Genomic DNA, 24,444 nt, shown 5'->3' on the forward strand with positions numbered 1-24,444 from the left:
CCGACGAGGAGTCGACCCACCACGGAGGACCCACCATGAGCACTGCCGCATGGCATGAACCGTCCGCCGGGGCGCCTCCGAGGCCCAGGGATCTTCGTGATCTTCGTGCTGCTGTTGAAGAGCTGCTGCCTGACAGCGTCGAGGCCTACGCGGAATCCCTCGATGATGCGACGACACGTGCCCTGCAGTCCGGGTCGCTCGCCCCTTTGCAGTCCCACCGCAACCGGTGGACGTTCGTCATTGCCAACCGGTCCGACGCGGAGCGCGCAGCACGATTCGCCGAGCTCGGCCGGAAGGTGCAGGGCCAGGGCGAAGAGGAAGATCTCACGGCGGCGTACGGCGACCTGATCGAGGTCACGAGGGAGATCCGCCGGGAGTCGCGCGGGTGAGCGATGACCAGGACGTTCCCGGGGAATGGCTGAAGTTCCCGTGGGATCACGACTACGAACCACATGCGCGCGCTGTCTTCCGCGAGGATGAGCCGGGAGAACTCCCAGAGGAAGCCAAACGCCTTGCCGACTATGCCGCCGCCGACCTGGCTGCGCTGGGGGCAGGAGCGTTGAAAGCCGGTGTCCCGGTGGATCCCGAGCAGATGGACGGGCCGCGGATACTGATGTTCCCGAGCGCCGACGATCACGGCGGGGACCTGTACTTCTACGTGAACATCTGGCGCCGCCGTATCTATGTGACCGAGGTGTTCTGGTACCGGTAGCCGTGGGGCAACCGGGGGAACGCCGGATGGGAAAATGGGCGGGTGATCGACAACCGTGCCACATCCGTCTCCGCCGCACGCCGTCGCACCGTGATCGACGCCCTTCGACGCGGAGCCGTGCCCGAAAGCGGGCTCGACCTGCTGGCCACCGGGCTCGGCCGGTTCGAGGCGGCGCTCGACGCGGAGCTGGACGCGGTCGCGTCCGGGGCGTCCGTCTTCAAGGCCGTACGCGGCGAGTACGGCTCCGGCAAGACCTTCTTCACCCGCTGGCTGGGTGAGCGGGCCAAGCGGCGCAACTTCGCTGTCTCCGAGATCCAGATCTCGGAGACCGAGACACCGCTGCACAAGCTGGAGACCGTCTACCGCCGGCTCACCGAACGCCTCACCACGGCGAGTTTCCCGCCCAGCGCGCTGCGGCCCGTCGTCGACGCCTGGTTCTACGCCCTGGAAGAGGATGCGCTCGCTGCCGGGGCGAGCGAGGAGGAGCTGCCGCAGGAAGTCGAGAAGCTGCTTGTGGCACGGCTCGCCGAGGTGTCCCGGCAAGCGCCGTCCTTCGCCACCGCGCTGCGCGGCTACCGCAACGCCCTGGCCGAGGGCGACGAGGCGACCGCGGCCGCCGTGCTGGCGTGGCTGGGCGGGCAGCCGCACGTTGCCGCCGCCGCGCGCCGGTCCGCCGGAGTACGCGGCGACCTCGACCACTTCGGGGCCTTCGGTTTCCAGCAGGGCCTGCTGACCGTGCTGCGCGACTCCGGGCACGCGGGCCTCTTCGTCGTACTGGACGAGGTGGAAACCCTGCAGCGGGTACGGTCGGACGCACGCGACAAGGCGCTCAACGCACTGCGGCAGCTCATCGACGAGGTGCACTCCGGGCGCTTCCCCGGCCTGTACCTGGTGATCACCGGAACCCCGGCGTTCTACGACGGGCAGCAGGGCGTGCAGCGACTCGCACCGCTTGCCCAGCGCCTGGCCACCGACTTCACCACCGACCCGCGCTTCGACAACCCGCGTGCCGTACAGCTCAGGCTGCCCGGATTCACCCAGGAGTCACTGGTGGGGCTCGGAGTGACCATCCGCGATCTCTACGCCGAGGGAGCCGAGGCGCCGGAGCGGATCAGGAACGTTGCCGACGACGCCTACATCGCCGACCTGGCGGGGGCCGTCGGTGGGGCGCTCGGCGGGAAGGTCGGGGTCGCGCCGCGGCTGTTCCTGAAGAAGCTCGTCGGAGACGTGCTCGACCGAGTCGACCAGTTCGAGGACTTCGACCCCCGGCAGCACTACAAGCTGACCGTCGCGAGCACCGAACTCACCGATGTGGAGCGGAACCTGGCGGCCGTGGCCGTCGGAGCCTCCGCCGACGATATCGAGTTGGACCTTTGATGGCGGCGGACACCGACGGGCCCGACGTCCTTGAACGGCTCGACCCCGTCGTGCTGCACCACATCGTCAACACCCTCGGCTGGCCCGACCTGCGCCCGCTGCAACGGGCGGCGATCGCACCGCTCATGGACGGCGAGGACGCCGTGCTGCTCGCGCCGACGGCCGGGGGCAAGACCGAGGCGGCCTGCTTTCCGATCCTTTCCGCGATGGCCGGGCACAAATGGACCGGCACTTCGGTGCTGTACCTGTGTCCCCTCAAGGCGCTGCTCAACAACCTCGTCACACGCGTCGATGCGTACGCCCAGTGGCTGGGACGGCGGGCCGCGCTCTGGCACGGCGACACCAAGGAATCGCAACGGCGGCGTATCCGCACCGATCCGCCGGACATCCTGCTGACCACACCCGAATCGCTGGAAGCCATGCTGATCGGGGTCAAGACCGACCATGCACACGTGCTCGGCGGAGTGCGGGCCGTCGTCGTCGACGAGGTGCACGCCTTCGCGGGCGACGACCGGGGCTGGCACCTGCTCGCCGTACTGGAACGGCTGGAGCGGGTCACGGGACGGCCCATCCAGCGGATCGGGTTGTCGGCCACGGTGGGCAATCCTCAGCAGCTGCTGGGATGGCTGCAGGGAGCGGGGGAGGGGAAGCGGCCGGGGCGGGTCGTCGCTCCCGGCGTGGTGCTCCCCGCCGCCGGCGCTGCTGACGGCCCCCGGCCCGCAGGCGAGGTCGAGCTGGATTACGTAGGGTCGCTGGACAACGCCGCCAAACTGATCGCCGCCCTGCACCGAGGCGAGAAGCGGCTCGTCTTTTGCGACTCGCGGCGGCAGGTCGAACAGCTTGGCGCGGCCCTGCGGGCACGGGACGTGACGGTCTTCCTGTCCCACGCCTCCCTCTCCGCCGACGAACGGGCCCGCTCCGAGCAGGCGTTCGCCGAGGCGCGGGACTGCGTCATCGTCTCCACCTCGACCCTGGAACTCGGCATCGACGTCGGTGACCTGGACCGCGTCATCCAGATCGACTCACCGGCCACCGTCGCCTCGTTCCTGCAGCGCATCGGGCGCACCGGGCGGCGCGCCGGAACCGTACGCAACTGCCTCTTCCTCGCCACCCGCAAGGACACCCTGCTGCAGGCCGCCGGATTGCTCCTGCTGTGGGGCCGGGGCTGGGTGGAGCCGGTCACCGCACCGCCCGAGCCGCGCCACCTCGTCGCCCAGCAGCTACTGGCGGCCACACTGCAACAGCACAAGCTAGGCGATCAGTTGTGGTCCGAGGAGTGGAACGGGCTCGCGCCGTTCGACCGTTCGGCGGCCCCTGTCCTGCGGCATCTGCTCGACGAGGGCTTTCTTGACGAGGACGGCGGGCTGCTGTTCATTGGCCCCGAGGCAGAACGACGCTTCGGCCAGCGGCATTTCATCGAACTCACCGCTTCCTTCACCGCCCCGCCCCAGTTCACTGTGCTGTCCGGGCGTACGGAAATCGGTCAGACCGATCCGTCCGTACTGACCGAGGAACGGCCGGGCCCGAGGCGGCTGCTGCTGGGCGGGCGCAGCTGGCAGGTCACCTTCGTCGACTGGGTACGCAAACGGGTCTTCGTCGAGCCCGTGGACAGGGGCGGAGTCGCCAAGTGGATGAACGGTGGCATCGGAGGCCTGTCGTACGCGCTGACACGGGCCATGCGCGAGGTGCTCCTCGGAGCCGACCCGCCGGTGACGCTGACACGGCGTGCAGAGGCATGTCTTGTCGAGGCACGCGAGGACGACGCCCCGGACACTGTGCACCCGGGTGGGACGCTGGTGACCAGGGTCGGTGACGATGTCCGCTGGTGGACCTGGGCCGGCTACCGGGCCAATGCCACGCTCTCCGCAACCTTCCCGTCCATCTCCGACCCCGTCCAGCGGCCCAGCGACTGCTGGGTGCGGTTGCGGGAGGACCTCACCCCCGAGCTGTGGCGCGCGGCCCGCGAAGGCGCCGACGAAGGACTCGCCCTGCCCGACGTGGACCGGCGGGCCGTGCGCGGGCTCAAGTTCTCGGCCGCGCTCCCGGAACGGCTCGCCATTGCCACGGTCGCTGCCCGACTGGCGGACTTCGACGGGGCACGAGCGGCGCTGGCGGAGCCGGTGCGCTTTCACCACGACGGTGCGTCTCGATAAAAGACGTGCACAGGGCAGGGCGCTTACCGCTCTCGCCCGTCCACGGCCCGGACGAGCGAGGGTGGAGGCGTCTACACACCCTCGATGGACTTCTCCACCGCTGCTTGAGCTGCCCCGTCGGCATTCAACGTGCACGGCCCACTAGAGTTCGAAACGTGCAGCGTCTCAACGACGTCGAAGGTACTCGGTCCGCCGGTCTGCGCACCATCTGGATCAGTCGGCGGGCCGGGTGGCCATACGAGCTGCCCGAGCCGGACCGTACGGTTCCGGACGCACTCGCCGCCATCCGGCTGCTCCTGCACGACACCCCCTGAGGATGACCGCATGACGAAGACGACGGTTGGTCTGCTGCACCCCGGGAGCATGGGTGCGGCGTTCGGTGCACAGCTGCGCGCCCGCGAGATCCCGGTGCTGTGGTGCCCCGAGGGCCGCAGCGCCGCCACCCGTCGACGTGCCGAGCACGCCGGCCTTGAGGCCGATACGTTGCCCTCCCTCCTCGCACGCTCCGGCATCGTCATCTCCCTGTGCCCACCGGCTGCGGCAGAGGCCGTCGCCGCCGAGGTAGCTGCATGCGGCGTGGCCGGAACGGTGTATGTCGAGGCCAACGCCATCGCCCCGCAGCGGATGCGCCGTATCGCCGGTCTTCTCCGTAACGCGTGCGTCGTCGATGGTGCCGTCGTCGGATCCCCTCCTGTGGGAGGCAAGAAGCCGACGCTTTATCTGTCCGGGCCGGCCGAACAGACCAGCCGGGTCGAAACGCTCTTCACCGGCACCGATGTGCTCACTCGCCGGCTGGGACATGACACCGGCAAGGCATCCGCGCTCAAGCTCGCCTACTCCAGCTACCAGAAGGCGTCGCGCGTCCTCGCCGCCATCGCCTACGGCGCCGCCGATGCCCACGGCGTCGGCGACGAACTCCTCGCCATCGCGGCCAAAAGGCCCGGAAGTTACCTCTCGGAGACCGACTACATCCCGAAGACCGCCGCCCGCGCCTGGCGCTGGGGACCGGAGCTCACGGATGCCGCCGCGCTCCTCGCCGACGCCGGCATCCCCGCCGAGATCATCGACGGTGCCGTCCACACCCTCGCGCACTGGGACGAGGAGAGAGACAGGTCCATGAGCCTCGAAGAGGCCCTGGACGTCCTCCGAGCCCGTCCCGAATGAAGCCGTGGCCTCTCAGCGGACGAGTTTCCGGATCATGATGCCCACCGTCAGTGTGACGAACACCATGCCTCCCACCGCGAAGCAGACCGCGAGCGCTGTCCAACCATGAGTCTTGAGTTCGGACGGGGCCCCTGTGCCGACGTTCAGCCATAACGCGCACGCGAGGACGAGAGCCTTGGAGGCCGCGGAGAAGTCGCCCAGCCCTTCCGCTCCCGGGCTCCGCACCGCTCCGGTGACGTGCAGCACGGCTGCCGTGGAGAGCATCGCGGCGGCCAAGGCGCGCGCCGGATTCCGCGCCCGTACGCCCCATCCCAGCACGCCCCCGAGCAGGCCGTTCGCCACGAGCCGCTGTACCAGCGGCCGTTCCCGTGCCTCTCGCTGACGGGTGAGGTAGTAGATCTGGTCTTCCTCGGTGGTACGCCGTCGCCGGGACAGGGTCGCCCGTACCGCTTCGAGGGCACCTGGGCTCACGCGTGTGAAGACGCGATCCAGGAAACCGATCACCTGAGTTCCGTTGCGGAAGACGGCGTCGCCCAGGTCCACTTCGTTGATGGTGCTGCTGCCCGCCAGGCGGTAGCGCGCGGGCCCGCTGGGCACTGCGAGGGCGTCAGTGACCGTGGTGTTCTCCAGCTCCACCACGACCGGGGAGCCGTCCTCGGCCGCCGCCGTGAGCCGGCAGATCGTCGACGACCGGAAGGCCAGCTCGGCGGTACGGGCCGATGGCGGCGTGCCAGTGGTGTCTGGTGCCGGGCGCTGTGTGGGCAGGGTGGCCGAGTGCCGAAGTCCCCGCACGTCCACTGCCCCTCGCACGTCACTGTCTTCCAGGGTGTTCGCCTCGCCGGGCACCACCAGGCCGTTGATCCGCAGCCCCTCGCGGCACCGCACGCCGGTACCCCGGAACGGGGTATCCACCCGCACCCGGCGCAGCACGAGCACCGACGCGTCGATATCGTCCAGGGTGAGGGAGGCGAGCCACAGGTCGTCGAGCGTGACCGCTTCGGTGACGTGCAGGTTCTCCAGATGTACCTCCGGCCGTCGTTGTCGGCCGCCCGCCACCTGACTGCGGACGGTGAGCGCGGCCGCCCGGAGACGCTTGAGGTGCAGGTGACCGCGCATCCCGGAGATCTGTACCGTGTCTGCGATGCGTACGCCCTCGAAGCGCATCGAGCCGCAGGAGTGGACATCGAGGGTCTCGACGGTCGATTCGTTGACTGTCACTTCGCAGTTGACCGGGGTGTTGCGGATGATCAGACGCCCGATCCGCGAGTTGGTGATGAGCAGGGCGTCCGCGGTGCAGTGGTCGATGACGAGTTCCTCGATCACACACGAGCGCACGGCAATGATCCCGTCCGCGTTGACATGCAACAGGGCGAGACGCTCCGCGGAGAGAGAATCCAGCTGCAGCGGTTCGTCGATGTCCCGCTGACGGATGGTCAGGTCACGTCCATGGCCGGCCGATGCGCTGAGTCCGAATGTGCGCGCCAGCGACTCGATCGTGCTGATCGTCCCCAACTTGGCTCCCCACCTTGGCGTACGACATCGAAATGAACGAAGGGCTCGCGGCATCAACCGCCGGTGCGTGACCCGTCGCGGAGGAACGCGGACAGTTCCCCGGAGGGCGTGTGAGCCCATGGACTGTCCGCGTATGCCTGTGCCACGATCTCGGCCGCCTTGTCCGCGTCGACTTGGTCGGTGCGGATCAGGAGGTGGAACATGTCCTCCGCCGCGTCTGCGGTGGCCACATCGGCGAGCGCCTCGTCCCAGGCGGCGAGCCGATCCCCTGTGTCCCTGTCGCCGCGCCCCAGGGAACGGTGGCGACAGACGTCCCGAGGCACCCACAGCAGCACACACAGCCACGGCTCACCGACCGCGGCGCGAAACGTGCGGAGATGACTGACGCTGCCCAGGTGGATCAACGGCACGCGGCCGTCCTCGCGCATGGCTTCCAGATCGGCCCGGTCGACCGCGTATGTGTTCCCGTACCGCTCGGTTTCCAGGACGAGCCGCCCTGCCCGGCGCAGCGCGGCAAGCTCCCCGCTGGTGGCCACGCGGTATCCCGCCGTACGACCCGACCCCACCTTCACCTTCGTCAACTGCCCGAACCGCTGGTCGAGTCCGGCGAGGGAAACACTGATCGTGTCCTTGCCCGCCGTCGGCGGTCCGAACAGGACCACACCGCCGAGTTCACCGCGAGAGGCTTCCCTGGTCACACCCGGCTCCCGTCGTACCGCGCGGACAGTGCGAGAGCCACCGACTCCACCTGCTCGGCGAGCGGTCTCGTCGCGGTGACCCGGTTGTCGATCAGATGGAACTCGCCCGCAGGACGGCGGTCGATGACGATCGAGGAAATGTAGCGGCGCCAGTTGGCGAGCTTCCACGTATCACGCGAGGCGTTGCGAGAGGTGAGCCGCTCGCGCATCGAGGGCGCATCGCTGTCCACCCAGAGCACCTCGACGCCCGCGCCGAGCCGAGCGCAACGCCGGCGGGTGCGGGCGCTCCATTGCGCGTCGACAACCTCCTGGATGAACGGCGCCACGGCGACCACGGGCACCCCGCATTCGAGATTCTCCCAGCACGCCTTCATCAGGCAGTCGTACTCCAACGGCCGTACCCGCTCGGCGTACAAGTCGGTGTGCCGATCGTCCGGGTCCCCACCGAGTCCTATGAGCAGCGACTCGGTCAACGGCCGCGTCAGCGTGTCCTTGTCGAGCAGCGCCCACCCCGTGGCCTGGGAGAGCAGCTTTCCGGCCTCCGACTTGCCCGACCCCGCGTAGCCGGCGACCAGGATGAGCGCGACCGGATGTGCGGAGGATACGGAACCTGTGCTCAATGCTGCTCCCCGTGTGCGAGAATCCTCAACCAACGTGCAGGGTACCGACAACTTCCCGTCAGGGCCTCTGTGTTCGACCGCTCGTAGCTGGCCCCGACCGCGCTCAGCGTCCTCACCGTCTGCGACATCCTCGCCCCCGACGACCTGACCGAGGCCGAGGCACACCTCATGGTCGCGGAGAGCCTGCTCCAACTGCTCGAGACCGGTGGAGAGGACGCCTTCCTCGACGCCGTGCTGTCCGGCGGGCGGAGCCGGGCCGAGGACGCGATCCGGGCCGCCCTCACCTCAGGCCACCCGGACCACACGGGACTCGAGCAGCTCCGACGCTTCGCGCAGGGACCGCCGCGCGCCAAGTCCGCGCAATTGGGACGGCTCAACGCGGCCCGCGCCCGTGGCCGCACCAAGCCCAAAGGCAAGCGCCGCCGCGAGGCGAGCCGACTGATCACGGTCGGTGGCCGCGAGTCCCCCTGTCGGCCTGGGCACTCAAGAAGACCGTCCGCAGCCGCGAGGGACGGGGCCGTGAGGGGTGGGCGCTAGCGTGTGCGGCTATGTCTGACATCTTTGAGCTCATGCTCACGCTGGATCTGCGCGACGAGTTGTCTGAGGACGAGCTCGCCGAGCTCCGATGGCACCTCGGGCTCGGCCCCAAGCCGGAGATCCTCCGAATCGTGACCGAGTTTCCGTTCTGGGACGAGGATGATGACGGCGAACTCGTCGTCGAGGACCATCCTCAGCCTCTTCTGGGACGTCACGGCGAGGCATTCAAGATGGATGGCGCGCTCATCTCGGTTCTCCTTCGCCGAGAGCGCACGTGGTTCGGAGCGTGGGCTCTCACCAGTCGGCAGGAGATTCACCCCGACCAGTTCGACCTCACAGGCAAGCTGCTCAGCTGGCTTGCGACCAAGGCCGGCGACTGTCACCGACGCTTCGACGGCAGTGTGGACCTGGGGTGGACCCGGTTCTATGAATCACGCCAGGCGGAGCCGCTGGTTGTGCGTGACGGCGTCGTCATCTGGCCGTCGTAGTCAGCGCCATCGGTCGTATTCCGATGTCGGTACTGGTGGGCTCTCAGAGGGCGTTGAGCATGGGCGGATTGCCCTTTATCTCCTAGTAGGTTCCTCGCCAGGTGGAGTGCGAACGCTGTGGGACGGGGGCGGCGGCGGGGTCGGTGGTTGAGTCCGATGTCCCGGTCCGCAGGGAGCGCCACGAACCGGGACTCCGGCCGGAGCTGGCGGGATCACTGGCATCCCTGTCCCGCGGGGTCCGCGGACGGCCCTGCGGGTGAGAGGTGGTGTCCGGGCCCGTACGAGGATTCGGCGCTGAGCAGGGCCGCCCCCAGCGGGGTGAGGACATGGGTCACCGTGTTCGCTGTCCGCAGGGATACGATCAGTCCGGCTTCCCGGAGGGCCGTCGCGTTACGGCTGGCCGTGGGCGCGGCGAGGCCGGTCCGCCGGGCCAGTTCACCCGTCGTGCAGCCCTCCTCGACCATGCGGAGGGTCAGCGCACGACCGGGGCCGAGCACGCGGGCCAGGGCGCGGTCCGCGGACTGGCCGGTGCGGGCGACCGTCCACCATTCCGCCCCTCGGGACACGGGATAGACGAGCGTCGGGGCGAGGGTCGGATCGATGAGGGCGACCGGAGTGCGCCAGCAGAAGACCGACGGGATCAGGAGCAAGCCCCGGCCGTCGAGGTGGACGTCACGCTCGACCGGGTAGTCGGCTTCCAGCACGGGCGGGTTCCAGCGGAGGGTCGGTCGCATGCCGTGCAGCAGGCCATCAGCTCCCCCGTCGAGCAGGGAGCGTGCGCGCACCGCCCGGTCCGCTTCGACGAGAGCCCGGATCCGGGACCAGTACGGGGCGATCGCCACGCGGTGGTAGCCGAGCAGCGCGTGGCCGAGGTTGGTGACGGCGGCCAGGTCGCCTTCGGCCAGGGGGCGTATCCATGCCGGCAGGGCGGGAAGGACCGCCAGCTCCGCGCGTAATCGCTGGGCCGGGGTGGCGAGGACGGCGTTGACTCCTGCCTCCGGGCCGTGCATCCCTTCCGGCGGGGTGAGGAAGTCCGGGAAGTCGCTGCGAGGCGGGGCGAGGCAGCGGATCAACTGAGCGTGTCCGGGGGCGAGGTGGCGGAGTCGAGCCCGGGTCCGCGCGCGCCAGGGGTCGAAAACCGCCTGCCCCTCGCGGTTGCCGAGCAGGTTGGCGCTGAGTACCGCCTCCCACAGGGGGTCCGGCCCCGGCGCCACCTTCGTACGGAGCAGGTCCTCAGTGGTGAAGTGGACTCTCAACATGCAACGTCCCGTTCCCTCGTCTCCTCTTGGCCCGGCAGAATTTTGCATGCCGTGCGCCGCACTGACCATGGTTATTGCGGCCAGAGGGAAAGTCGTGGCCCAAGACTCCTCCTCCCGACACTCTGGGCGCACGGCAGGTCCCCGAAACCCGACCCCTTTCGGAGGAGAGTTCATGCGCAAGGTAAAGGCTGCGGTTGCCGCAGCCACGACGTTCGCGGCAGGCATGATCGCACTGGCGCCCGTGAGTCCCGCCGCGGCCGCGACCCCCACGTGCGACTGGGTGGCCTCGTACAGCGGAGCCTGGGTTCCCGTCTATCGGACGGGTACCAACGTCAACTGCAACCTGGTGCAGGGCACGTACGGCGAAGCCGTCCGGCAGCTGCAGACGACGCTCAACAAGTGCTACAACGCGGGTCTGACGGTGGACAAGTCGTTCGGCCCCGCCACCCGGAACGCGCTCATCAAGGCCCAGCAAGCGGCCGGTACGCCAGCAGACGGGGAGTACGGCCCGAACACCCGTAAGGCGATCAAGCACGAGCCGCTCAACGGCAGCACGAACTGCGTCCGCGTTCCCTGAGGAACCTGACCGATCCCCGCCCCGGTTCTCCGTCGCCGCACGACAGCTTGGTCGGCGGGCCGCTGCTGTGGCCCGCCCATCAGCCGTGGCTGTACTGCGACAAGTGGCACGAGGGTCCGGTCGCCCCCCTGCTGCCGGGGGCTCAGGAGAGCAGGTCGGTTAGCGTTCCGGCGCCGCGTTGTTCAGCGTGTTGGTAGGCGAGCCAGGCAAGGGCGAGGTCCTGCCAGGGAAGCCCGACGGGGGCGTAGACGGTTCGTGTCGTGGCGCTGGTGCGGCCCGGGTGGTCGTTGCGGAGGATCTCGCCCAGGGTGGCCTTGGCGGCTGTCGCGGGAAGTCCAGCGGCTGCGAGTGCTCCCATGGAGCCGGCCAGTTCACGGTCGTCGACCACGAGGAGCGCGGATGCGAGCAAGTCAGCAGAGAGCTCTTGCTTGCCGGGCTCATCGGCTCCCAGAGACGTCAAGTGCTGCCCGGGCCGAGTGTCGGCAAGATGCAGCAACGGTGTGCGTGACCAAGTGGCCAGCAGGATGACATCAGCGGCTGAGGCGACATCCGTGGGAGAACCGAGCGCTCGTCCGTCGTGCCGGGCGATAAAGGCCGCGGTGCGGGCTGGATCGGTGTCGTGCACCACGACATCGCGAAAGCTTCGCATGCTGCGCAGTCCGCGGACCATGAGTTCGGCTTGTGCGCCCGCGCCGATCACGCCGAGTACCGTCTCCCCTCCCGAGTCGGGGGTCGCGAGGACATGGGTACCCAGGGCTGCTGCGAATCCCGTGCGCCAGGCGGTGATGGTGGCTGAGTCCATCAGTGCGAGGAGCTCACCGTCATGACCACTGTGGAGACAGATCACGCCGCGCAAAGCTGGTCGGGTGGCGGGGAACTTGGCGTTGACCTTCACCGTGTACGCATCGATGCCGGGCAGCAGCCCAGGGATCAAGGCTGTAGCCGTGCCGGGAAACGGCAGGTCTGTCCGTACTCGCTGTCCCGTTGCCGACCAGGAGTCGGTGCTGCAAAAGCCTTCTTCCAGGACAGCCATACAGGCTGCGGGTTCAAGCACGGCTTCCAGATCGCTGCGGGTCAGGATTCGGGTCATGTCCCCATGATCCCAATCCTCGTTCTCGCAGAGGGAGTCAAGGCGAGCAGAACAGGGAGAAGCCAGAGCAAGGCGGCGAGGATGCCGTAGGGCATCGGGTACTTGCCGTCCGGATTGCCGCTGACCTTCGGAAACAGCCACCGGCAGGCGTCGCCGAACCGTTCCCGGACCCGGCCGTGCTGCTCGCGGACCGCGTCCACCACGGCTCGCGAGGCGGGGATGGCCCGAAAGCTCTTGTCCTTGCTCTTGTAGGGGACCAGGGCCCAGTGGCCGGACGGCGTCTTCTTCAGGCAGTCGGTCTTCAGGATCAGCGCTTCGCTGATGCGCAGGCCCTCGTCCCGGCAGATCAGCACCAGGGCGCGCGTCTTGGGATCGAGCAGGGCCAGGTTCTCCTCGCGGACACGAGGGGCGTGCGCGGCGCCGGCGGGGCCCGTGTGCTGTCCTCCGCAGTGCGTCACGCCGACGCCCTGTGCTCCGCCCGCTCCAAGTGGTGCATCACCACCTGATGGGCGGGCCAGGACTGCGTCCTGCGGGGTGGACGTGCGCGCGGTGGTGCCGTATGACAGGACGCGGTCGGCGGTCTTCGTACCGGAGACGAAGGGGGAAAAGGGGTAGAACGCCTGCTCCACGAACGGAGCCGCCGTCTCGGGGAGGCGCCAGGAGACCGGAGCTGGTGGCGCACCAGGTCGTCGTTGTGGGCGAGCGTGACGTCCACCGCGTTGCGCAGTGGATCCCACGTCAGGCCGTGCCAGCGGTCGGTCTCCACCGTGGCGAAGGGGTCGAGCTGACCCGGGTCGCCCACGAAGAGGACCCGTGAGTCGTCCGGGCCGAAGAGCGGCGCGGTGGCGAGCAGGGCGTCGGAGCGCATCTGGTACGCCTCGTCGACGATGGCCCACCGGGGACACCCGACGCCACCTCGCCTGCCGCATCCGCCAGGCGAACGAGCTGGTCGGCACCATGAACGCCCCCTGGAGCGGGTCCGCACGGCTTCCCGCGTCGCCGTGCAGGTCTGGCAGCTCGACCCCGCGCTGCCGCCGGGCACCCGGGCCGCCCGCGACCTGTTGACCGTGCAGACCTTCAGCCGGCGGATCTCGTGGCGGCCGTGACCGGTGGTCCGGGTGACCCCTTGGTGATTCACACCAGCTTGTCTCTGATAGTTCTTTCAGCGGGGTACGGGCACATGCCCGTCGCAGCACCCTTTCGGGGTGCCGCAAGGGAGGGGATGGACGTGAGCACCACCACGCGCGACGAGATCATCGCCATCGAGCAGAAGGCGGTGGACCGCGCCTACGACTGCTACGAAGCACGGCTGGACGAACTGACCGGGAACTCCGTCGCCGTGGCCTCCGCGAGCGGCAAGGACAGCGTCGCCAACCGGCTCAACGCCGAGGAGCAGGCGGCGGAGTACGGAGGACTCGGCGACGCGTCGTTGGTCATCAGCCGCGTCGACACACGAGAAGATCCCGCCCCCTTCTACGTCGGCAGGCGTGCCGTCTCCGATGTCCGCACCCGCGACACGGTCGTCGTGCTGTGGACCAGCCCGCTCGCGAAGAAGTGGTTCGAGGCGCTGCCCGACGCCCCGGGGGAGGTCCTCCTGCGGCGACAACTGCGTTGCGCCCACCGCGTGGTCGAGGACTACTTCGACGAGATCGCCGTATCCGTTCCCGGGCCGCGGCCGGCCGCCGAGGATGTCCGGCCGGATGCCGGGCATACGGCCCCCGCCACCGCTGCGAAGGGGCAGGAAGTGCCCGTCCCGCCTGTCCCCTCCCCGGCGGACATCGCTCGCATCCAGCGTCGGAAGCCCCAGCAGCCCGACGACTTCCTCCTGCGCGAACTGCAGCGCTCGCGCAACGGCAGCATGCGCGACATCGTCGAGACGATCCGCCGCGACCAGATGGCCCTGGTCACCGGTTCTCCCTCCGACGTCCTCGTCGTGCAGGGCGGCCCTGGCACCGGCAAGTCCGCGGTCGGTCTGCACCGGGTGACCTGGCTCGTCAACAACAACCACTTCAAGGCACAGGACGTCCTCGTCGTCGGCCCTCACCGGACGTTCCTGGACTACGTCGGGCAGGTCCTCCCCACCCTCGGCACCCGCAACGTCAACGCCGTGCAGCTGAGCCGCCTTTGGGACGGCGAGATCCTCGGCGTCGACACCCCTCGGGCACGGCTGGTGAAGTCGGACGAGCGCATGGCAGCCGTACTGCGACGGCGCATCGAGAACGAGTGCCGTCCCGAGGCCCTCGACGAGCTCACCACGGAGCCCTCCTACGACGGCGACGAGCCGGGGTTCACCGTCACCGCCGGCAGCACGACCCTGCGCATCCCGCGCTCCGAGGTTCTTGCCCTCCTCGACGAGGCACGGAGCGGCAACGGCGCCCACCGTGAGCGCCGCGACCGCTTCCGCAGCCTGCTCGTCGACCGCTTGCTGCAGGAGCTCGTGGCCGTTGCCCCGCGTCGCAGCCGTGACGACACGATCCGCCGCGACCTGGAACGCAACCGCCGAGTCGAACGGCTCATCGAGCGCGTCTGGCCGTCGCCGGGTGCCAGGGAAGCCCTCCGCAGCCTCTACGACTCAGCCGACCTCCTTCGCGCGTGCGCCGACGGCCTCCTCGACGACGAGGAGCAGACCGCCCTGCACCGCCCCCGGGGAACCTCCGCCGACGACGACGCCTGGACCCTCGACGACCAGGTCTGCCTCGAAGAACTCCGCTACCTCATCACCGGGGAGACCCCACGGCGCTACGGGCACATCGTCGTCGACGAGGCGCAGGACCTCACCCCCATGCAGGCCCGCGCCCTGCGCCGTCGCTGCGCGGCGAACGGCTCCATGACGGTCCTCGGCGACCTCGCCCAGGCCACCGGCCCTCATACCTACGTGGACTGGGACCGTCTCGGCACACTCCTCTCCGACCACGGTGACTGGCGCCTCGCCGAGCTGAACACCAGCTACCGTGTGCCGGCGGAAATCATGGCGTTCGTCGCGCCCCTGGCCCGCGCGGTCGCCCCCGCACTGCCCTATCCGCAGGCCGTGCGCGAGGCCGGCGAGGACGCCGTACGAATCATGGCGACCGAACCGTGGCAGCTCCTCGACGACACCGTCACCCAGGCCACCCGTCTCGTGGGCACCAGCGACGGGCACACCTTGCGCTCGGTGGCCGTCATCGTCCCCGACGACTCGGGCTGGCTCGACGAGATCAGCCGGCACCTGGATCGGAGTGCCGACATCACCGACCAGGGGCGCGAGGCCGTGTCCGTCCTGGCCGCCGGCCAGGCCAAGGGCATGGAGTACGACCACGTCCTCGTCGTCGAACCCGCCACCATTGCCGACCGTGGGCCGGCCGGCCTGCGCCGGCTCTACGTCGCCCTCACCCGCAGCACGCAAAGCCTGACCGTCCTGCACACGTCACCGCTCCCGGAGATCCTCACGAACACCGACGGCGCCACCGAACTGCCGGTGCCGGAAGCCGAACCCGGCACGGCGCCGGGCGAAGTCCCCGAGATCGGGACCGATATCCGGGTCCAAGTCGTCGGCCCGGGACCGGGCGGCCGCTACAAGGTCAAGGCCCTCTCTCCCGCCCTCGACCGCCCGCTGGTCCTGACCGTCCGCCACGGCTCGGCTCCCCCACGTCCGGGCGAGGAGCTGGACTGCTGGGTGTTCACCAACGACACGAACCAGATCGTCCTCACAGCCGACCAGCGCGGCCGCCGACCCATCTCACACCGGATGGCGGAACGCTACGCGGCGGCGCTCGGCGTTCTCGACGAGCTGATCACCGGTGAGGGCGGCACCTCGGCGGACGCCCGTGGTCGCCTCTCCGAGCTCCAAGGGATGGCGAACCGCATCCTCCGGCGCGACCAGGCCGACTGGGTGGAGGTGCGACGTGTACTCGGTTCCCCGGACAGGAACCGTCTGAGCGTCCTGCGCGACCTCGCGGCAAGCACCAATCGTGCGCTCAAGGACAACGCACTGGACGTGCACCGCCTCAAGGACGACCTGGCGAGCTCCGGCTGGGCCCCGGCCCTGGCGGAAGCACGGGAGACGCTCCAGGCCCGCCTCGCAGCTGCGCCCGAACCGGACTTCGATCACACACCCACCACCGCTGCCCAGCAGCCCGAGCAGAAGGAAGCCAAGCCCGTGACTGCTGTCGAGGACGTTCCCGCGACACCTGCCGCGACCACCAAGGAGGGTTTCCTGCGCGCGCTGGAGACGTCGGCGGCCACCGACCGCATGTGCAAGAAGCACGAGGCGGTGCGCCACGCGCTCAAGTCGGCCCTGCTGTGGTCGGACCTGCAGCCGGCCGACTCCCCGGTCATCGACGTCAGCTGTGTCACCGGTGACGGCCTGTTCGTCTACGAGGTCCTGGGGGCGGGCCGTTCCACGTACGCGGACCTGCGCTCGGGAGCGACTCGGCTCTTTGAGATCGACCACACCCTGCCCACTGCAGCCGACGGCCTCTACCTGGTCCTCTGCGAACCGCCCGTGGAGGACTGGTCGGCCGACACCGTCCACGACGTCTTCGGCGTCCACGTCCTGTGGCGCACCCCGGAAAGCTGGGGCGGCCGCGACACGGCAACCGCCCTGGGCCGGCCGGCGCGCCACGAGCAGGACTGACGCCGTCCGAGCTTCCGCGTCGTTCGTTCAAACGCCCGCCACAGCCGAATGCCCGGCCGCATCGCGGCCGGGCAAGGCATTCACGCGGCGCGGTCTGCGTTGCGGGAAATGCCGCAGGGACATCGAAACCTCAGTTCTGTGGGTTCATGTGCCCTGAGGACGTCAGTTCGTGATGCAACGTGCGCGAGACTGCGACGTGATCGCGTCGAGAATGTTCGGGAATGCTTCTCGTGGCGCGCCGGTGTGGAGATGACAGAGGGTCACCCCCACAACGGCTACGCGCCGGGCAGCATGTTCCCCTGCACCGCCTGAATGTCGAGCCCGACCCTCAGCGTCGTACCGATCGCGGCGATCCCCGCCTGCACGACCTGGTTGTAGTTCATCGCGAAGTCCTCGCGCCGCAGCTCCGCCGTGGCCCGGAACGCGGCACGCACCCCGCCCCAGGGGTCGGCCCCGGTCCCGAGGTAGCTCAGGTCGAGATCGACGGGCCGCACGACCCCGTGCATACCGAGCTCCCCGTGCACGCGGCGGCGACGGTGGCCACGGCAGCGAGCCGCTGCGTGTTCGCGGGACCCTCACCGGCCGGCACGGTGGACGCGACGGCCCAGCTCGGCACCTTCTCCTCGCCGCTCGCGGCGGCGTCCGCCGGGGAGGCGGCCGGCGCGACGGTGGTATCGGCCTGCTCCGGCGCGGCCGCCTGCGCCGGCGCATCCGACGTACGCAGCGGAACCTCCTTGATGAACAGGGTCACGAGGAAGGCGAGGAGGGCGAACGGCGCGACATACAGGAAGACGTCCCCGATGCCGTGGCCGAAGGCGCTCTCGATGACGGGGCGGAACGGCGCGGGCAGCTTGCTCAGGTCGGGGATGCCCCCGCCGCCGGAGCCGGCGGAACCGAGTGCGGCACCCTTGGGGCCGAGTTCGGCGAGGCCCTCCTCGACGTAGTGGGTGACCCGGGTGCTCATGACGGAGCCGAGCACCGAGACACCGAGCGCACCACCGAGGGAGCGGAAGAAGGTGATGACGGAGCTGGCGGAGCCGAGGTCCTGCGGGGCGACCTGGTTCTGTGTCGACAGGACCAGGTTCTGCATCATCATGCCGACGCCGAGGCCCGTGACCGCCATGTAGACGGCGAGGTGCCAGTACGGGGTGTCGTACCGCATGGTGCCCAGCAGACCCAGGCCGGCCGTCAGCAGCACACCGCCCGTGACCAGCCAGGCCTTCCACCTGCCGGTCCTGGTGATGATCTGGCCGGAGACGGTCGACGAGACGAACAGGCCCGCGATCATCGGGATGGTCATGACGCCCGACATCGTCGGCGACTTGCCGCGCGCCAGCTGGAAGTACTGGCTGAAGAAGACGGTGCCGGCGAACATCGCGACACCGACGAAGAGCGAGGCCAGCGAGGCCAGCGCGATGGTGCGGTTGCGGAACAGCCGCAGCGGGATGATCGGCTCGCTCGCCCTGGTCTCCACGAAGAGGAAGATCAGCGCGAGGACGATCGAACCGCCGACCATCGCGCAGGTCTGCCAGGACAGCCAGTCGTACTTGTCGCCGGCGAAGGTGACCCAGATCAGCAGCAGGCAGGCCGCGGCGGTGATGAAGAAGGCGCCGGCCCAGTCGACCTTGACCTTCCGCTTGGCCACCGGCAGGTGCAGGGTCTTCTGCAGCACGACGAGCGCGATCAGCGCGATGGGCACACCGACGTACATGCACCAGCGCCAGCCGAGCCAGGAGGTGTCCGTGATGACACCGCCGAGCAGCGGACCGCCCACGGTGGCGACGGCATAGGTCGCGCCGAGGTAGCCGGAGTAACGGCCACGTTCACGCGGCGAGATCATCGTCGCCATGATGATCTGTGCCAGGGCGGAGAGACCGCCGCCGCCGATGCCCTGAATGGCACGCGCGGAGATCAGCATGGCGGGGTTCTGTGCGAGACCCGCCATGACCGAGCCGACTACGTACACGCACAGGGCCAGCTGGACCAGGGCCTTCTTGCTGACCAGGTCGGCCATCTTGCCCCAGAGGGGCGTGGTGGCCGTCATCGCGAGCAGCGACGCGGTCACCACCCAGGTGTAGGCACTCTGGCCGCCGCCCAGGTCCCTGATGATCGTCGGCAGTGCGTTGGAGACGATGGTCGACGAGATGATGGCGGCGAACATGCCGAGCAGCAGCCCGGACATCGCCTCCATGATCTGCCGGTGTGTCATCGGAGCCCCGTCGGGCGCTCCGTGCTTGGCATGGCTGCCCCGCACACCGGCTGGTGTGGTCGTTGCCATGGACTTCCTTTTCTTACGCGGGTGTACGGGTGGTCTGTTCGGTGGCGTGGGAGAACCGCGATGCGGACCGGCAGTCGCCGAAGCTGCTGCGCAGCCGGGACATGAGCAGGTTCAGCTGGGCGATCTCGTCGTCGCTCCAGTCGCTGAGGCACTGAGCGAGCAGCTCCGTGGCCCTCTCGGAGAGCTCCGCGAGCTGCCGCTCGCCCTCGGGGGTGAGCCGCACGATGCGCGAGCGCTTGTCGGTGGGATCGGGGGACCGGTCGATCCAGCCTCGATCAGCGACATGGGCGACGTGCCGGCTGGTCACCGACATGTCGACGGCGAGCAGCTCCGCGAGCCGGCTCATCCGCATCTCGCCGTACCGCCCCAGCAGGCTCAGTACGGCGGCGGAGCCGGCCGGGCACTCGTGCGGCAGGATCCGCGCGAGGTCACGCCTCACGGCGCCGATGGCATCGAGCTGTCGAGCCAGCTCCTCGTAGTGGCGCTGCGCGGCCATCACACCTCCCGAATTTCGTTGCCCAAGGCAACCATAAAGAATGGCCGCAGGCAAGCAAAATCGGGCACAACGGATCAAGGTGCGGCAAAGCTCTGAGGGTGATCCTTTGGAGTGGGCACCTCGACCTCCACCGGGTAGGTGGGCAGCTCCTCTCCGGCGGCGGTCCGCGGCGGCCCCTGCGAGTGCGACACCAGGGCCGGCCCATCGAGCCGGTCATCCCCGAGCTCGGCCGGTGTGCGGCGGGGTCGGCGGGCAGGGCGCGGCCGACGGCAGGCTCTGGGCCTCGGGGGATGTGCCGGTCTCCCGCCGCACCGGTCACCTGGGCGGACCGGGCCGGACCGGGAGCCGGCAGAGCGGCTGGTGGCCCGGGGCCGCGCCGAGGCGACAAGGCGCCACGAAGCCCCTCGCGCTCGGGCACCGCACACCCGGGGATCGCGTCACGGCATGGCCGACTGGCATTCCTCGCACCGCCGGATCGCCTGCCGTGCGGTGTTGCCCTCCGTCGCGGTCGCCGGGTAGCCGCTGCTCAACCGGTCCCACAGTCCGGGTGGCGGATCAGGGATCCAGCCCCAGCGCGGCGCCTTCACCAGCTCCTCGGTCAGGTGAGCGCAGGCTCCGGGGAGATGGGCGTACCGGGTGGGCGAAATCAGGATCGTGGCCGCCGGGAAGCGCCGCCATTCTCGGGGCGGCACCGAAACGGGATGCCGCTTCGGTGTGACCCCGTCAGGCGGGCAGGTGCACCCCAATCCGATAATGCATTCGCACCTTTCGCAGCGCTCTTCCTTCACAGTCGCTCGCATTTCGTCTCGATGAGCGATGCCGCGTGGCCGTGGTCCGGGACCGCAGCGCCAAGAGCCGTCTCCGCGCTCTCCGGGCAGGCCGTGTTGCGGGGACAGCCGCGAGTAACGGCATTCGACTCTCCTGGTATTCCACCTTCCTGATGGTCCACCAGAACATATCCGGTACGCCGGAGGAATGCGTCAACAAAAGGTCCGTCGCATAACGGACAAGCCGCACATGCGCGATCGGGCCACAGGCGTATCCTGGATTCACACCTGAGTGCGCCACCCGCATCAGGAGGGTGGCGCCGCACCGTTCGCGAAGGGGGCGAATCGGTGAGTATCATGCGCCTCACAACGGGTACGAACACGCGAAGCAATCCGCGAAAGCGCCGGATCGCCAAGAGGCTGGTGGCAGCCACCGCCGCACTGGGATTCTCGGCGCTCGGCGTATGGGGCACCACCGGATCGGCAGCGGTCGCCGCTGACCAGGCGTCGGTGTCCGAGAGTGTCCCCCGGGTACCGGCCAAGCAAGCGGGCGACGTGACCATCGCCGACAACGCCTTCTCGCCGGCCGTGCTCGAGGTCACGGTCGGGACCGTCGTCACCTGGACCAACCAGGACAGCGAGCCGCACACGGTGACCAGTCAGGGCGAGGGCCCGATGAACTCCGGGGAGTTGGGCCGGGGGCAGGCCTACAGTCAAACCTTCACGGAGCCCGGAACGTACACCTACCACTGCACCCTTCACCCGGGTATGCATGGTGAGATCGTCGTCCGACCTCGGTGACAGCCGGGACACGTCCGACAGTTGGGACCACTGACCGTTCGGCCCCGCACGCCCGGCGTACCGAGGTGTGCGGGGCACCGGTCGCCCGCGAGAGCTCGACGGGCTCGATGTCAACGGCGGTCCTGCACCCTGGTGCGGTAGAGCCAGAGCAGAGCCGCGCCGGCGAGGATCGCCACCGCGATGCCGAGTTCCCTGAACCCGCCGTAGCCGGTGATCGAGAACCCGGTCGCGCCGACGACCAGGATGACCAGGAGGAGCGCGGCGAGCACCCAGGCCAGAGGGACGAAGGCGTTCGGCAGCCGGATCGGGCGGGGCGCGTCGGGGCGGTCGCGGCGCAGAAGCGCGAAGCCCGAGATGGCCAGGGCGTGGGTGAGGATGTAGCCGAGGTTCCCGGTGACGATGATGGCCAGCGGTGTCTGGAGCACGGTCAGTACCAGGATGTTGAGGACGAGTGCGACCAGCAGGGCGCGGGCCGGGACGCCGCGCCGGTCGAGTACGCCGACCTGCCGGATCGTGGTGCCTTCGACGCCCATGGTGTAGAGGACCCGTGAGCCGTCGGCGAGTCCCGTGATCATGATGAGCAGCAGCGAGGCGATCAGGAAGACGATCATGAGGTCGGACGCCCCGCCGACCAGGTCCTGGAAGGCTCCCACGTAGAACGTGGTGGGGTCCTCCCCGATGCGCTTCTCGCCGAGGTAGCCGGAGAGTGCGAGCGGCAGCAGGATGAACACGCCGAGGGAGAAGAGGACTCCGGCGCGCAGGGCGCGCGAGGTGTCGCGGACGGTGTCCTTGTACTCGGGGGCGAAGGTCGCGCACACCTCGACGCCGAACGACGTCCACGCCATGACGTACAGCCAGACCAGGGACTCGCGCAGGCCCGCCCAGCCGTGCAGGTTCCAGTGCAGGCCGGAGGTGCTCCAGTCCCCGCTGAGGAACGGCATGACGATGAAGACGGCCAGCGGGATCAGCAGGACGCCGCCGGTGAGGTAGACGACCCACATGGCGACGTGCAGGCCGACCATGGCGGCGGCGAACAGCAGCAGGATGACGCCGATGCCGACGACGATCGGGAAGCTCAGCTCGACCGGGCCCAGGTCGACGCTCCAGTCCTGGCCGGGGAACCACTGGGCCTGGACGAGGGAGCCGATGATGCCGGCATAGACGGCCAGGGACGTGGTCCACGGGAACCAGTAGCCCATGCTGGCGATCGGGCCCACGACGGGGGCCCGCTTCTTCCAGGCTTCGGTGGCGTAGTGCGCGATGCCTCCCGAGGAGTCGGGGAACATCGCGGCGAGTTCGGTGTAGATCCAGTTGGTGGCGGTCGCCAGCACCATGGAGGCGGCCCACAGGGCGATCGCACCCCAGGCTCCGAGCGAGCCGATGGACGCGCCCAGGGAGGCGATGAGCGCGGCGGGCATGGTCAGCGACATGGCGAAGCCGTCGTACCAGCGCATCTTCTTCGCGAGTGCGGGTGCGGCGGGACCGGTGTCGGTACGGGAAGACATGGATGTCCCCTCGGTGAAGGACGCGCGGGGTTGCGCGGAGAGGGCGGGGAGGCGGCGCCGATCCTTGGAGGGCGGGAGTGCTGAACATGCGCATGTCGAGCGGCTGGCGTCCTGTATAGGGACGCAGGAATTGGCTGTCAATACTGCTGAATCAGCAAGAAGGGTCAACAGAACGAGCCCAGTTGAACCTATTGACAGCCGTACATTGCCCATTTGATGGTGTGACGCATCTGCGTGGGATCGGACCGAGAGGCATACCTCCATGGGCAGCACCAGTTCCGAACGGCACCAGCTCTTCATCAACGGCACCTACACCGAAAGCTCCGGAGCCGGGACGTACGACGTCGTCAGCCCGGCCACCGGCGAGCTCGTCGGCGTCATTCCCGTCCCCGTCTCCGCCGACCTGGACGCGGCGGTCAGGGCCGCGAACACCGCACAGCCCGCCTGGGCGGCGGTCAACGTCTGGGAACGCGCGGCCCTCTGCCACCGCATCGGCGACGAAATCGCCAAGCGGGTCGATGAGTTGGCCCGCCTGCAGACGCTGGAACAGGGCAAGCCCCTCGCCGAGTCGGTGGCCGACATCGAGGAGGCCGCGAAACTGTTCCACCTGCACGCCGAGGACGCGGTCCGGCTGGGCGGCGAGACCCTGCTGTCGACCGACAACAGCAAGCGGATGTTCACCTTCCAGCGACCGGTGGGTACGTGGGGCATCATCACCCCCTGGAACTTCCCGCTGCTGATGCTGGCCGAGTTCGTCGCCCCGGGCCTCGCCACCGGCAACGCCCACGTCGTGAAGCCGCCGGCCAACACCCCGCTGACGGTGCTGAAGGCGATGGAGGCGTTCGTCGCGGCCGGCCTGCCCGACGGCCTGGTCAACATCGTGCCCGGCGAGGGCGCCACCGGCGACGCGCTGGTCCGCCATCCGGGCATCCACGCGATCGGCTTCATCGGCTCCTCCGTCACCGGCGCCAAGATCCAGGCCGCGGCCGGGCTGAAGCGCTCCGTCATGGAGTGCTCCGGCAACGGCCCCCTGGTGGTGCTGGCCGACGCCGACATCCAGGCCGCCGCGCGCGCCGCGGTGGAGGGGGCGTACATGTGCTCGGGTCAGGTCTGCTGCGCGACCGAGCGGGCCGTGGTGCACGCGGACGTCCATGACGCGTTCGTCGAGGCACTGCTGCACGAGGCCGGCAAGGTCGTGCTGGGCGACCCTCTCGATCCCAAGGTCAACCTCGGCCCGCTCAACAACGAGGGCGTCGCGGCGAAGATGGACCGGCACATGGCCGACGCCCGTGACCGCGGAGCACGGATTCTGACGGGTGGTCAGCGCCGCAAGGGCATGCCGACCGACCTCTACTACGAGTTCACCGTGGTCGACGGGGTACCCGAGGACAGTCTGCTGTCCCGCGAGGAGTCCTTCGGCCCGGTCGTCCCGGTCATCACCGGGCGGGACGACGACGACCTGCTGCGGATCGCCAACGACGACAAACTCGGCCTCCAGGGTGCGGTGTTCACCCAGAGCATGACGGCTGCGTTCCGTTTCATGGAACAGATGGAGGTGGGCCAGGTCGTCGTCAACGAGTCCACCTGCTGGTGGGACGTCAACATGCCGTTCGGCGGCGCGGGCGCCCGCTCCACCGGCTGGGGCCGCATCGGAGGCAAGTGGACCCTGATGGACATGACGGACACCCGGACCGGTGTCATCAGTCTGTGAGTCACTGCCGCTGATGCGCTGCCGGTGAGCCCGAGCCAGGCGTGCCCCGCGCGCCCCGGACCCCCGGGCGCGCGGGGCTCACCCCAC

The 24,444-nt window shown here is 69.2% G+C and carries 21 protein-coding genes and 3 pseudogenes; 13 read left to right on the forward strand and 11 right to left on the reverse strand.

All coding sequences use genetic code 11. The annotated features are described in order from the left end of the window. Positions 1-35 precede the first annotated feature (35 nt). The 6 genes from ABD858_RS27720 to ABD858_RS27745 all read left to right on the forward strand — a co-directional run bounded on the left by ABD858_RS27720 (position 36) and on the right by ABD858_RS27745 (position 5,406). Positions 36-389 carry a hypothetical protein gene (locus ABD858_RS27720; RefSeq protein WP_345042477.1) on the forward strand — a complete coding sequence of 118 codons (354 nt, stop codon included), beginning with the start codon at positions 36-38 and terminating at the stop codon, positions 387-389. Further along, entirely contained in the window at positions 386-712 is a 327-nt protein-coding gene (locus ABD858_RS27725; RefSeq protein WP_345042480.1) for a hypothetical protein, read from the forward strand. Before ABD858_RS27720 ends, ABD858_RS27725 begins: the two co-directional genes overlap by 4 nt. Before the next feature lie 42 nt (positions 713-754). Further along, positions 755-2,089, forward strand: a complete 1,335-nt coding sequence (brxD, locus tag ABD858_RS27730; RefSeq protein WP_345042482.1) for a BREX system ATP-binding protein BrxD — start codon at positions 755-757, stop codon at positions 2,087-2,089. Continuing rightward, on the forward strand, positions 2,089-4,242 hold the full coding sequence (locus tag ABD858_RS27735) for a DEAD/DEAH box helicase (RefSeq protein WP_345042484.1): 2,154 nt from the start codon (positions 2,089-2,091) through the stop codon (positions 4,240-4,242). The genes brxD and ABD858_RS27735 overlap by 1 nt, the downstream gene beginning before the upstream one ends. Positions 4,243-4,397: 155 nt before the next feature. Further along, positions 4,398-4,556 (forward strand): hypothetical protein, encoded by a 159-nt coding sequence (locus tag ABD858_RS27740; RefSeq protein WP_345042487.1) that lies wholly within the window; start codon positions 4,398-4,400, stop codon positions 4,554-4,556. A gap of 10 nt (positions 4,557-4,566) precedes the next feature. After that, positions 4,567-5,406, forward strand: coding sequence for a DUF1932 domain-containing protein (locus ABD858_RS27745; protein WP_345042489.1), 840 nt, complete (start codon positions 4,567-4,569; stop codon positions 5,404-5,406). Positions 5,407-5,418: 12 nt separating this feature from the next. On the opposite strand, the gene ABD858_RS27750 is transcribed toward ABD858_RS27745, so the two are convergent. Genes ABD858_RS27750 through ABD858_RS27760 form a run of 3 tightly spaced genes read right to left on the reverse strand, consistent with a single transcriptional unit; the run spans position 5,419 to position 8,236 of the window. Further along, positions 5,419-6,918: a hypothetical protein gene (locus ABD858_RS27750; RefSeq protein ID WP_345042491.1), complete on the reverse strand. Its 1,500-nt coding sequence runs from the start codon at positions 6,916-6,918 to the stop codon at positions 5,419-5,421. Positions 6,919-6,971: 53 nt separating this feature from the next. After that, positions 6,972-7,616, reverse strand: a complete 645-nt coding sequence (locus ABD858_RS27755; RefSeq protein ID WP_345042492.1) for a guanylate kinase — start codon at positions 7,614-7,616, stop codon at positions 6,972-6,974. Continuing rightward, on the reverse strand, positions 7,613-8,236 hold the full coding sequence (locus tag ABD858_RS27760) for a P-loop nucleotide/nucleoside kinase family protein (RefSeq protein WP_345042495.1): 624 nt from the start codon (positions 8,234-8,236) through the stop codon (positions 7,613-7,615). The genes ABD858_RS27755 and ABD858_RS27760 overlap by 4 nt, the downstream gene beginning before the upstream one ends. A gap of 168 nt (positions 8,237-8,404) precedes the next feature. On the opposite strand from ABD858_RS27760, the gene ABD858_RS27765 reads away from it, so the two are divergent. Then, positions 8,405-8,773 carry a hypothetical protein gene (locus ABD858_RS27765; RefSeq protein ID WP_345042497.1) on the forward strand — a complete coding sequence of 123 codons (369 nt, stop codon included), beginning with the start codon at positions 8,405-8,407 and terminating at the stop codon, positions 8,771-8,773. Positions 8,774-8,805: 32 nt separating this feature from the next. Next, positions 8,806-9,261, forward strand: a complete 456-nt coding sequence (locus ABD858_RS27770) for a hypothetical protein (RefSeq protein WP_345042500.1) — start codon at positions 8,806-8,808, stop codon at positions 9,259-9,261. Between the two features lie 212 nt (positions 9,262-9,473). Here the strand turns inward: ABD858_RS27770 and ABD858_RS27775 are convergent, their stop codons facing one another. Beyond that, complete coding sequence (locus ABD858_RS27775; RefSeq protein ID WP_345042502.1) at positions 9,474-10,520, reverse strand: ArsR/SmtB family transcription factor; 1,047 nt, start codon at positions 10,518-10,520, stop codon at positions 9,474-9,476. Positions 10,521-10,692: 172 nt separating this feature from the next. Here ABD858_RS27775 and ABD858_RS27780 point away from each other — a divergent pair, with 172 nt between their 5' ends. Next, positions 10,693-11,097, forward strand: a complete 405-nt coding sequence (locus ABD858_RS27780; RefSeq protein WP_345042504.1) for a peptidoglycan-binding domain-containing protein — start codon at positions 10,693-10,695, stop codon at positions 11,095-11,097. A 142-nt stretch (positions 11,098-11,239) separates the two neighbouring features. Here the strand turns inward: ABD858_RS27780 and ABD858_RS27785 are convergent, their stop codons facing one another. Together ABD858_RS27785 and ABD858_RS27790 are read right to left on the reverse strand one after the other, a co-directional pair. Further along, the gene (locus ABD858_RS27785) at positions 11,240-12,187 is read right to left on the reverse strand and encodes an ornithine cyclodeaminase family protein (protein ID WP_345042507.1); all 948 of its coding nucleotides are present in this window, start codon (positions 12,185-12,187) and stop codon (positions 11,240-11,242) included. A 509-nt stretch (positions 12,188-12,696) separates the two neighbouring features. After that, positions 12,697-13,085: pseudogene (locus tag ABD858_RS27790) on the reverse strand (helicase); the annotation flags it as partial. Here ABD858_RS27790 and ABD858_RS27795 point away from each other — a divergent pair. Beyond that, on the forward strand, positions 13,030-13,293 hold the full coding sequence (locus ABD858_RS27795; protein WP_345045112.1) for a hypothetical protein: 264 nt from the start codon (positions 13,030-13,032) through the stop codon (positions 13,291-13,293). The pseudogene ABD858_RS27790 and the gene ABD858_RS27795 overlap by 56 nt on opposite strands. Before the next feature lie 116 nt (positions 13,294-13,409). Continuing rightward, positions 13,410-16,799, forward strand: a complete 3,390-nt coding sequence (locus ABD858_RS27800) for a HelD family protein (RefSeq protein WP_345042509.1) — start codon at positions 13,410-13,412, stop codon at positions 16,797-16,799. Between the two features lie 275 nt (positions 16,800-17,074). Here ABD858_RS27800 and ABD858_RS27805 read toward each other — a convergent pair. The 4 genes and pseudogenes from ABD858_RS27805 to ABD858_RS27820 form a co-directional block, all read right to left on the reverse strand. Then, positions 17,075-17,341: pseudogene (locus ABD858_RS27805) on the reverse strand (YceI family protein); the annotation flags it as partial. Beyond that, a pseudogene (locus ABD858_RS27810) lies at positions 17,323-19,008 on the reverse strand (MDR family MFS transporter); the annotation flags it as partial. The pseudogenes ABD858_RS27810 and ABD858_RS27805, both read right to left, overlap by 19 nt. Before the next feature lie 82 nt (positions 19,009-19,090). Continuing rightward, entirely contained in the window at positions 19,091-19,573 is a 483-nt protein-coding gene (locus ABD858_RS27815; RefSeq protein ID WP_345042512.1) for a MarR family winged helix-turn-helix transcriptional regulator, read from the reverse strand. A 437-nt stretch (positions 19,574-20,010) separates the two neighbouring features. Continuing rightward, positions 20,011-20,265 (reverse strand): hypothetical protein, encoded by a 255-nt coding sequence (locus tag ABD858_RS27820; protein ID WP_345042515.1) that lies wholly within the window; start codon positions 20,263-20,265, stop codon positions 20,011-20,013. Positions 20,266-20,697: 432 nt separating this feature from the next. Here ABD858_RS27820 and ABD858_RS27825 point away from each other — a divergent pair, with 432 nt between their 5' ends. Then, on the forward strand, positions 20,698-21,141 hold the full coding sequence (locus ABD858_RS27825) for a cupredoxin domain-containing protein (protein ID WP_345044945.1): 444 nt from the start codon (positions 20,698-20,700) through the stop codon (positions 21,139-21,141). Between the two features lie 110 nt (positions 21,142-21,251). Here the strand turns inward: ABD858_RS27825 and ABD858_RS27830 are convergent, their stop codons facing one another. After that, positions 21,252-22,646, reverse strand: coding sequence for an APC family permease (locus tag ABD858_RS27830; protein WP_345042517.1), 1,395 nt, complete (start codon positions 22,644-22,646; stop codon positions 21,252-21,254). 262 nt (positions 22,647-22,908) lie between these two features. Here ABD858_RS27830 and ABD858_RS27835 point away from each other — a divergent pair, with 262 nt between their 5' ends. Beyond that, a complete protein-coding gene (locus ABD858_RS27835) occupies positions 22,909-24,357 on the forward strand; it encodes an aldehyde dehydrogenase family protein (protein ID WP_345042519.1) in 1,449 nt (482 codons plus the stop codon). The last annotated feature ends 87 nt before the right edge of the window (positions 24,358-24,444 follow it).

Origin of the sequence: Streptomyces sannanensis (assembly GCF_039536205.1) — a bacterium.
Taxonomy (GTDB): domain Bacteria; phylum Actinomycetota; class Actinomycetes; order Streptomycetales; family Streptomycetaceae; genus Streptomyces; species Streptomyces sannanensis.

Coding starts and splice junctions, on each gene's coding strand:
- ABD858_RS27835 (WP_345042519.1), top strand. CDS start 22,909: ATGGGCAGCACCAGTTCCGAACGGCACCAGCTCTTCATCAACGGCACC.
- ABD858_RS27720 (WP_345042477.1), top strand. CDS start 36: ATGAGCACTGCCGCATGGCATGAACCGTCCGCCGGGGCGCCTCCGAGG.
- ABD858_RS27825 (WP_345044945.1), top strand. CDS start 20,698: ATGCGCCTCACAACGGGTACGAACACGCGAAGCAATCCGCGAAAGCGC.
- ABD858_RS27775 (WP_345042502.1), bottom strand. CDS start 10,520: ATGTTGAGAGTCCACTTCACCACTGAGGACCTGCTCCGTACGAAGGTG.
- ABD858_RS27830 (WP_345042517.1), bottom strand. CDS start 22,646: ATGTCTTCCCGTACCGACACCGGTCCCGCCGCACCCGCACTCGCGAAG.
- ABD858_RS27815 (WP_345042512.1), bottom strand. CDS start 19,573: ATGGCCGCGCAGCGCCACTACGAGGAGCTGGCTCGACAGCTCGATGCC.
- ABD858_RS27800 (WP_345042509.1), top strand. CDS start 13,410: ATGGACGTGAGCACCACCACGCGCGACGAGATCATCGCCATCGAGCAG.
- ABD858_RS27735 (WP_345042484.1), top strand. CDS start 2,089: ATGGCGGCGGACACCGACGGGCCCGACGTCCTTGAACGGCTCGACCCC.
- ABD858_RS27780 (WP_345042504.1), top strand. CDS start 10,693: ATGCGCAAGGTAAAGGCTGCGGTTGCCGCAGCCACGACGTTCGCGGCA.
- ABD858_RS27765 (WP_345042497.1), top strand. CDS start 8,405: ATGGTCGCGGAGAGCCTGCTCCAACTGCTCGAGACCGGTGGAGAGGAC.
- ABD858_RS27770 (WP_345042500.1), top strand. CDS start 8,806: ATGCTCACGCTGGATCTGCGCGACGAGTTGTCTGAGGACGAGCTCGCC.
- ABD858_RS27745 (WP_345042489.1), top strand. CDS start 4,567: ATGACGAAGACGACGGTTGGTCTGCTGCACCCCGGGAGCATGGGTGCG.
- ABD858_RS27785 (WP_345042507.1), bottom strand. CDS start 12,187: ATGACCCGAATCCTGACCCGCAGCGATCTGGAAGCCGTGCTTGAACCC.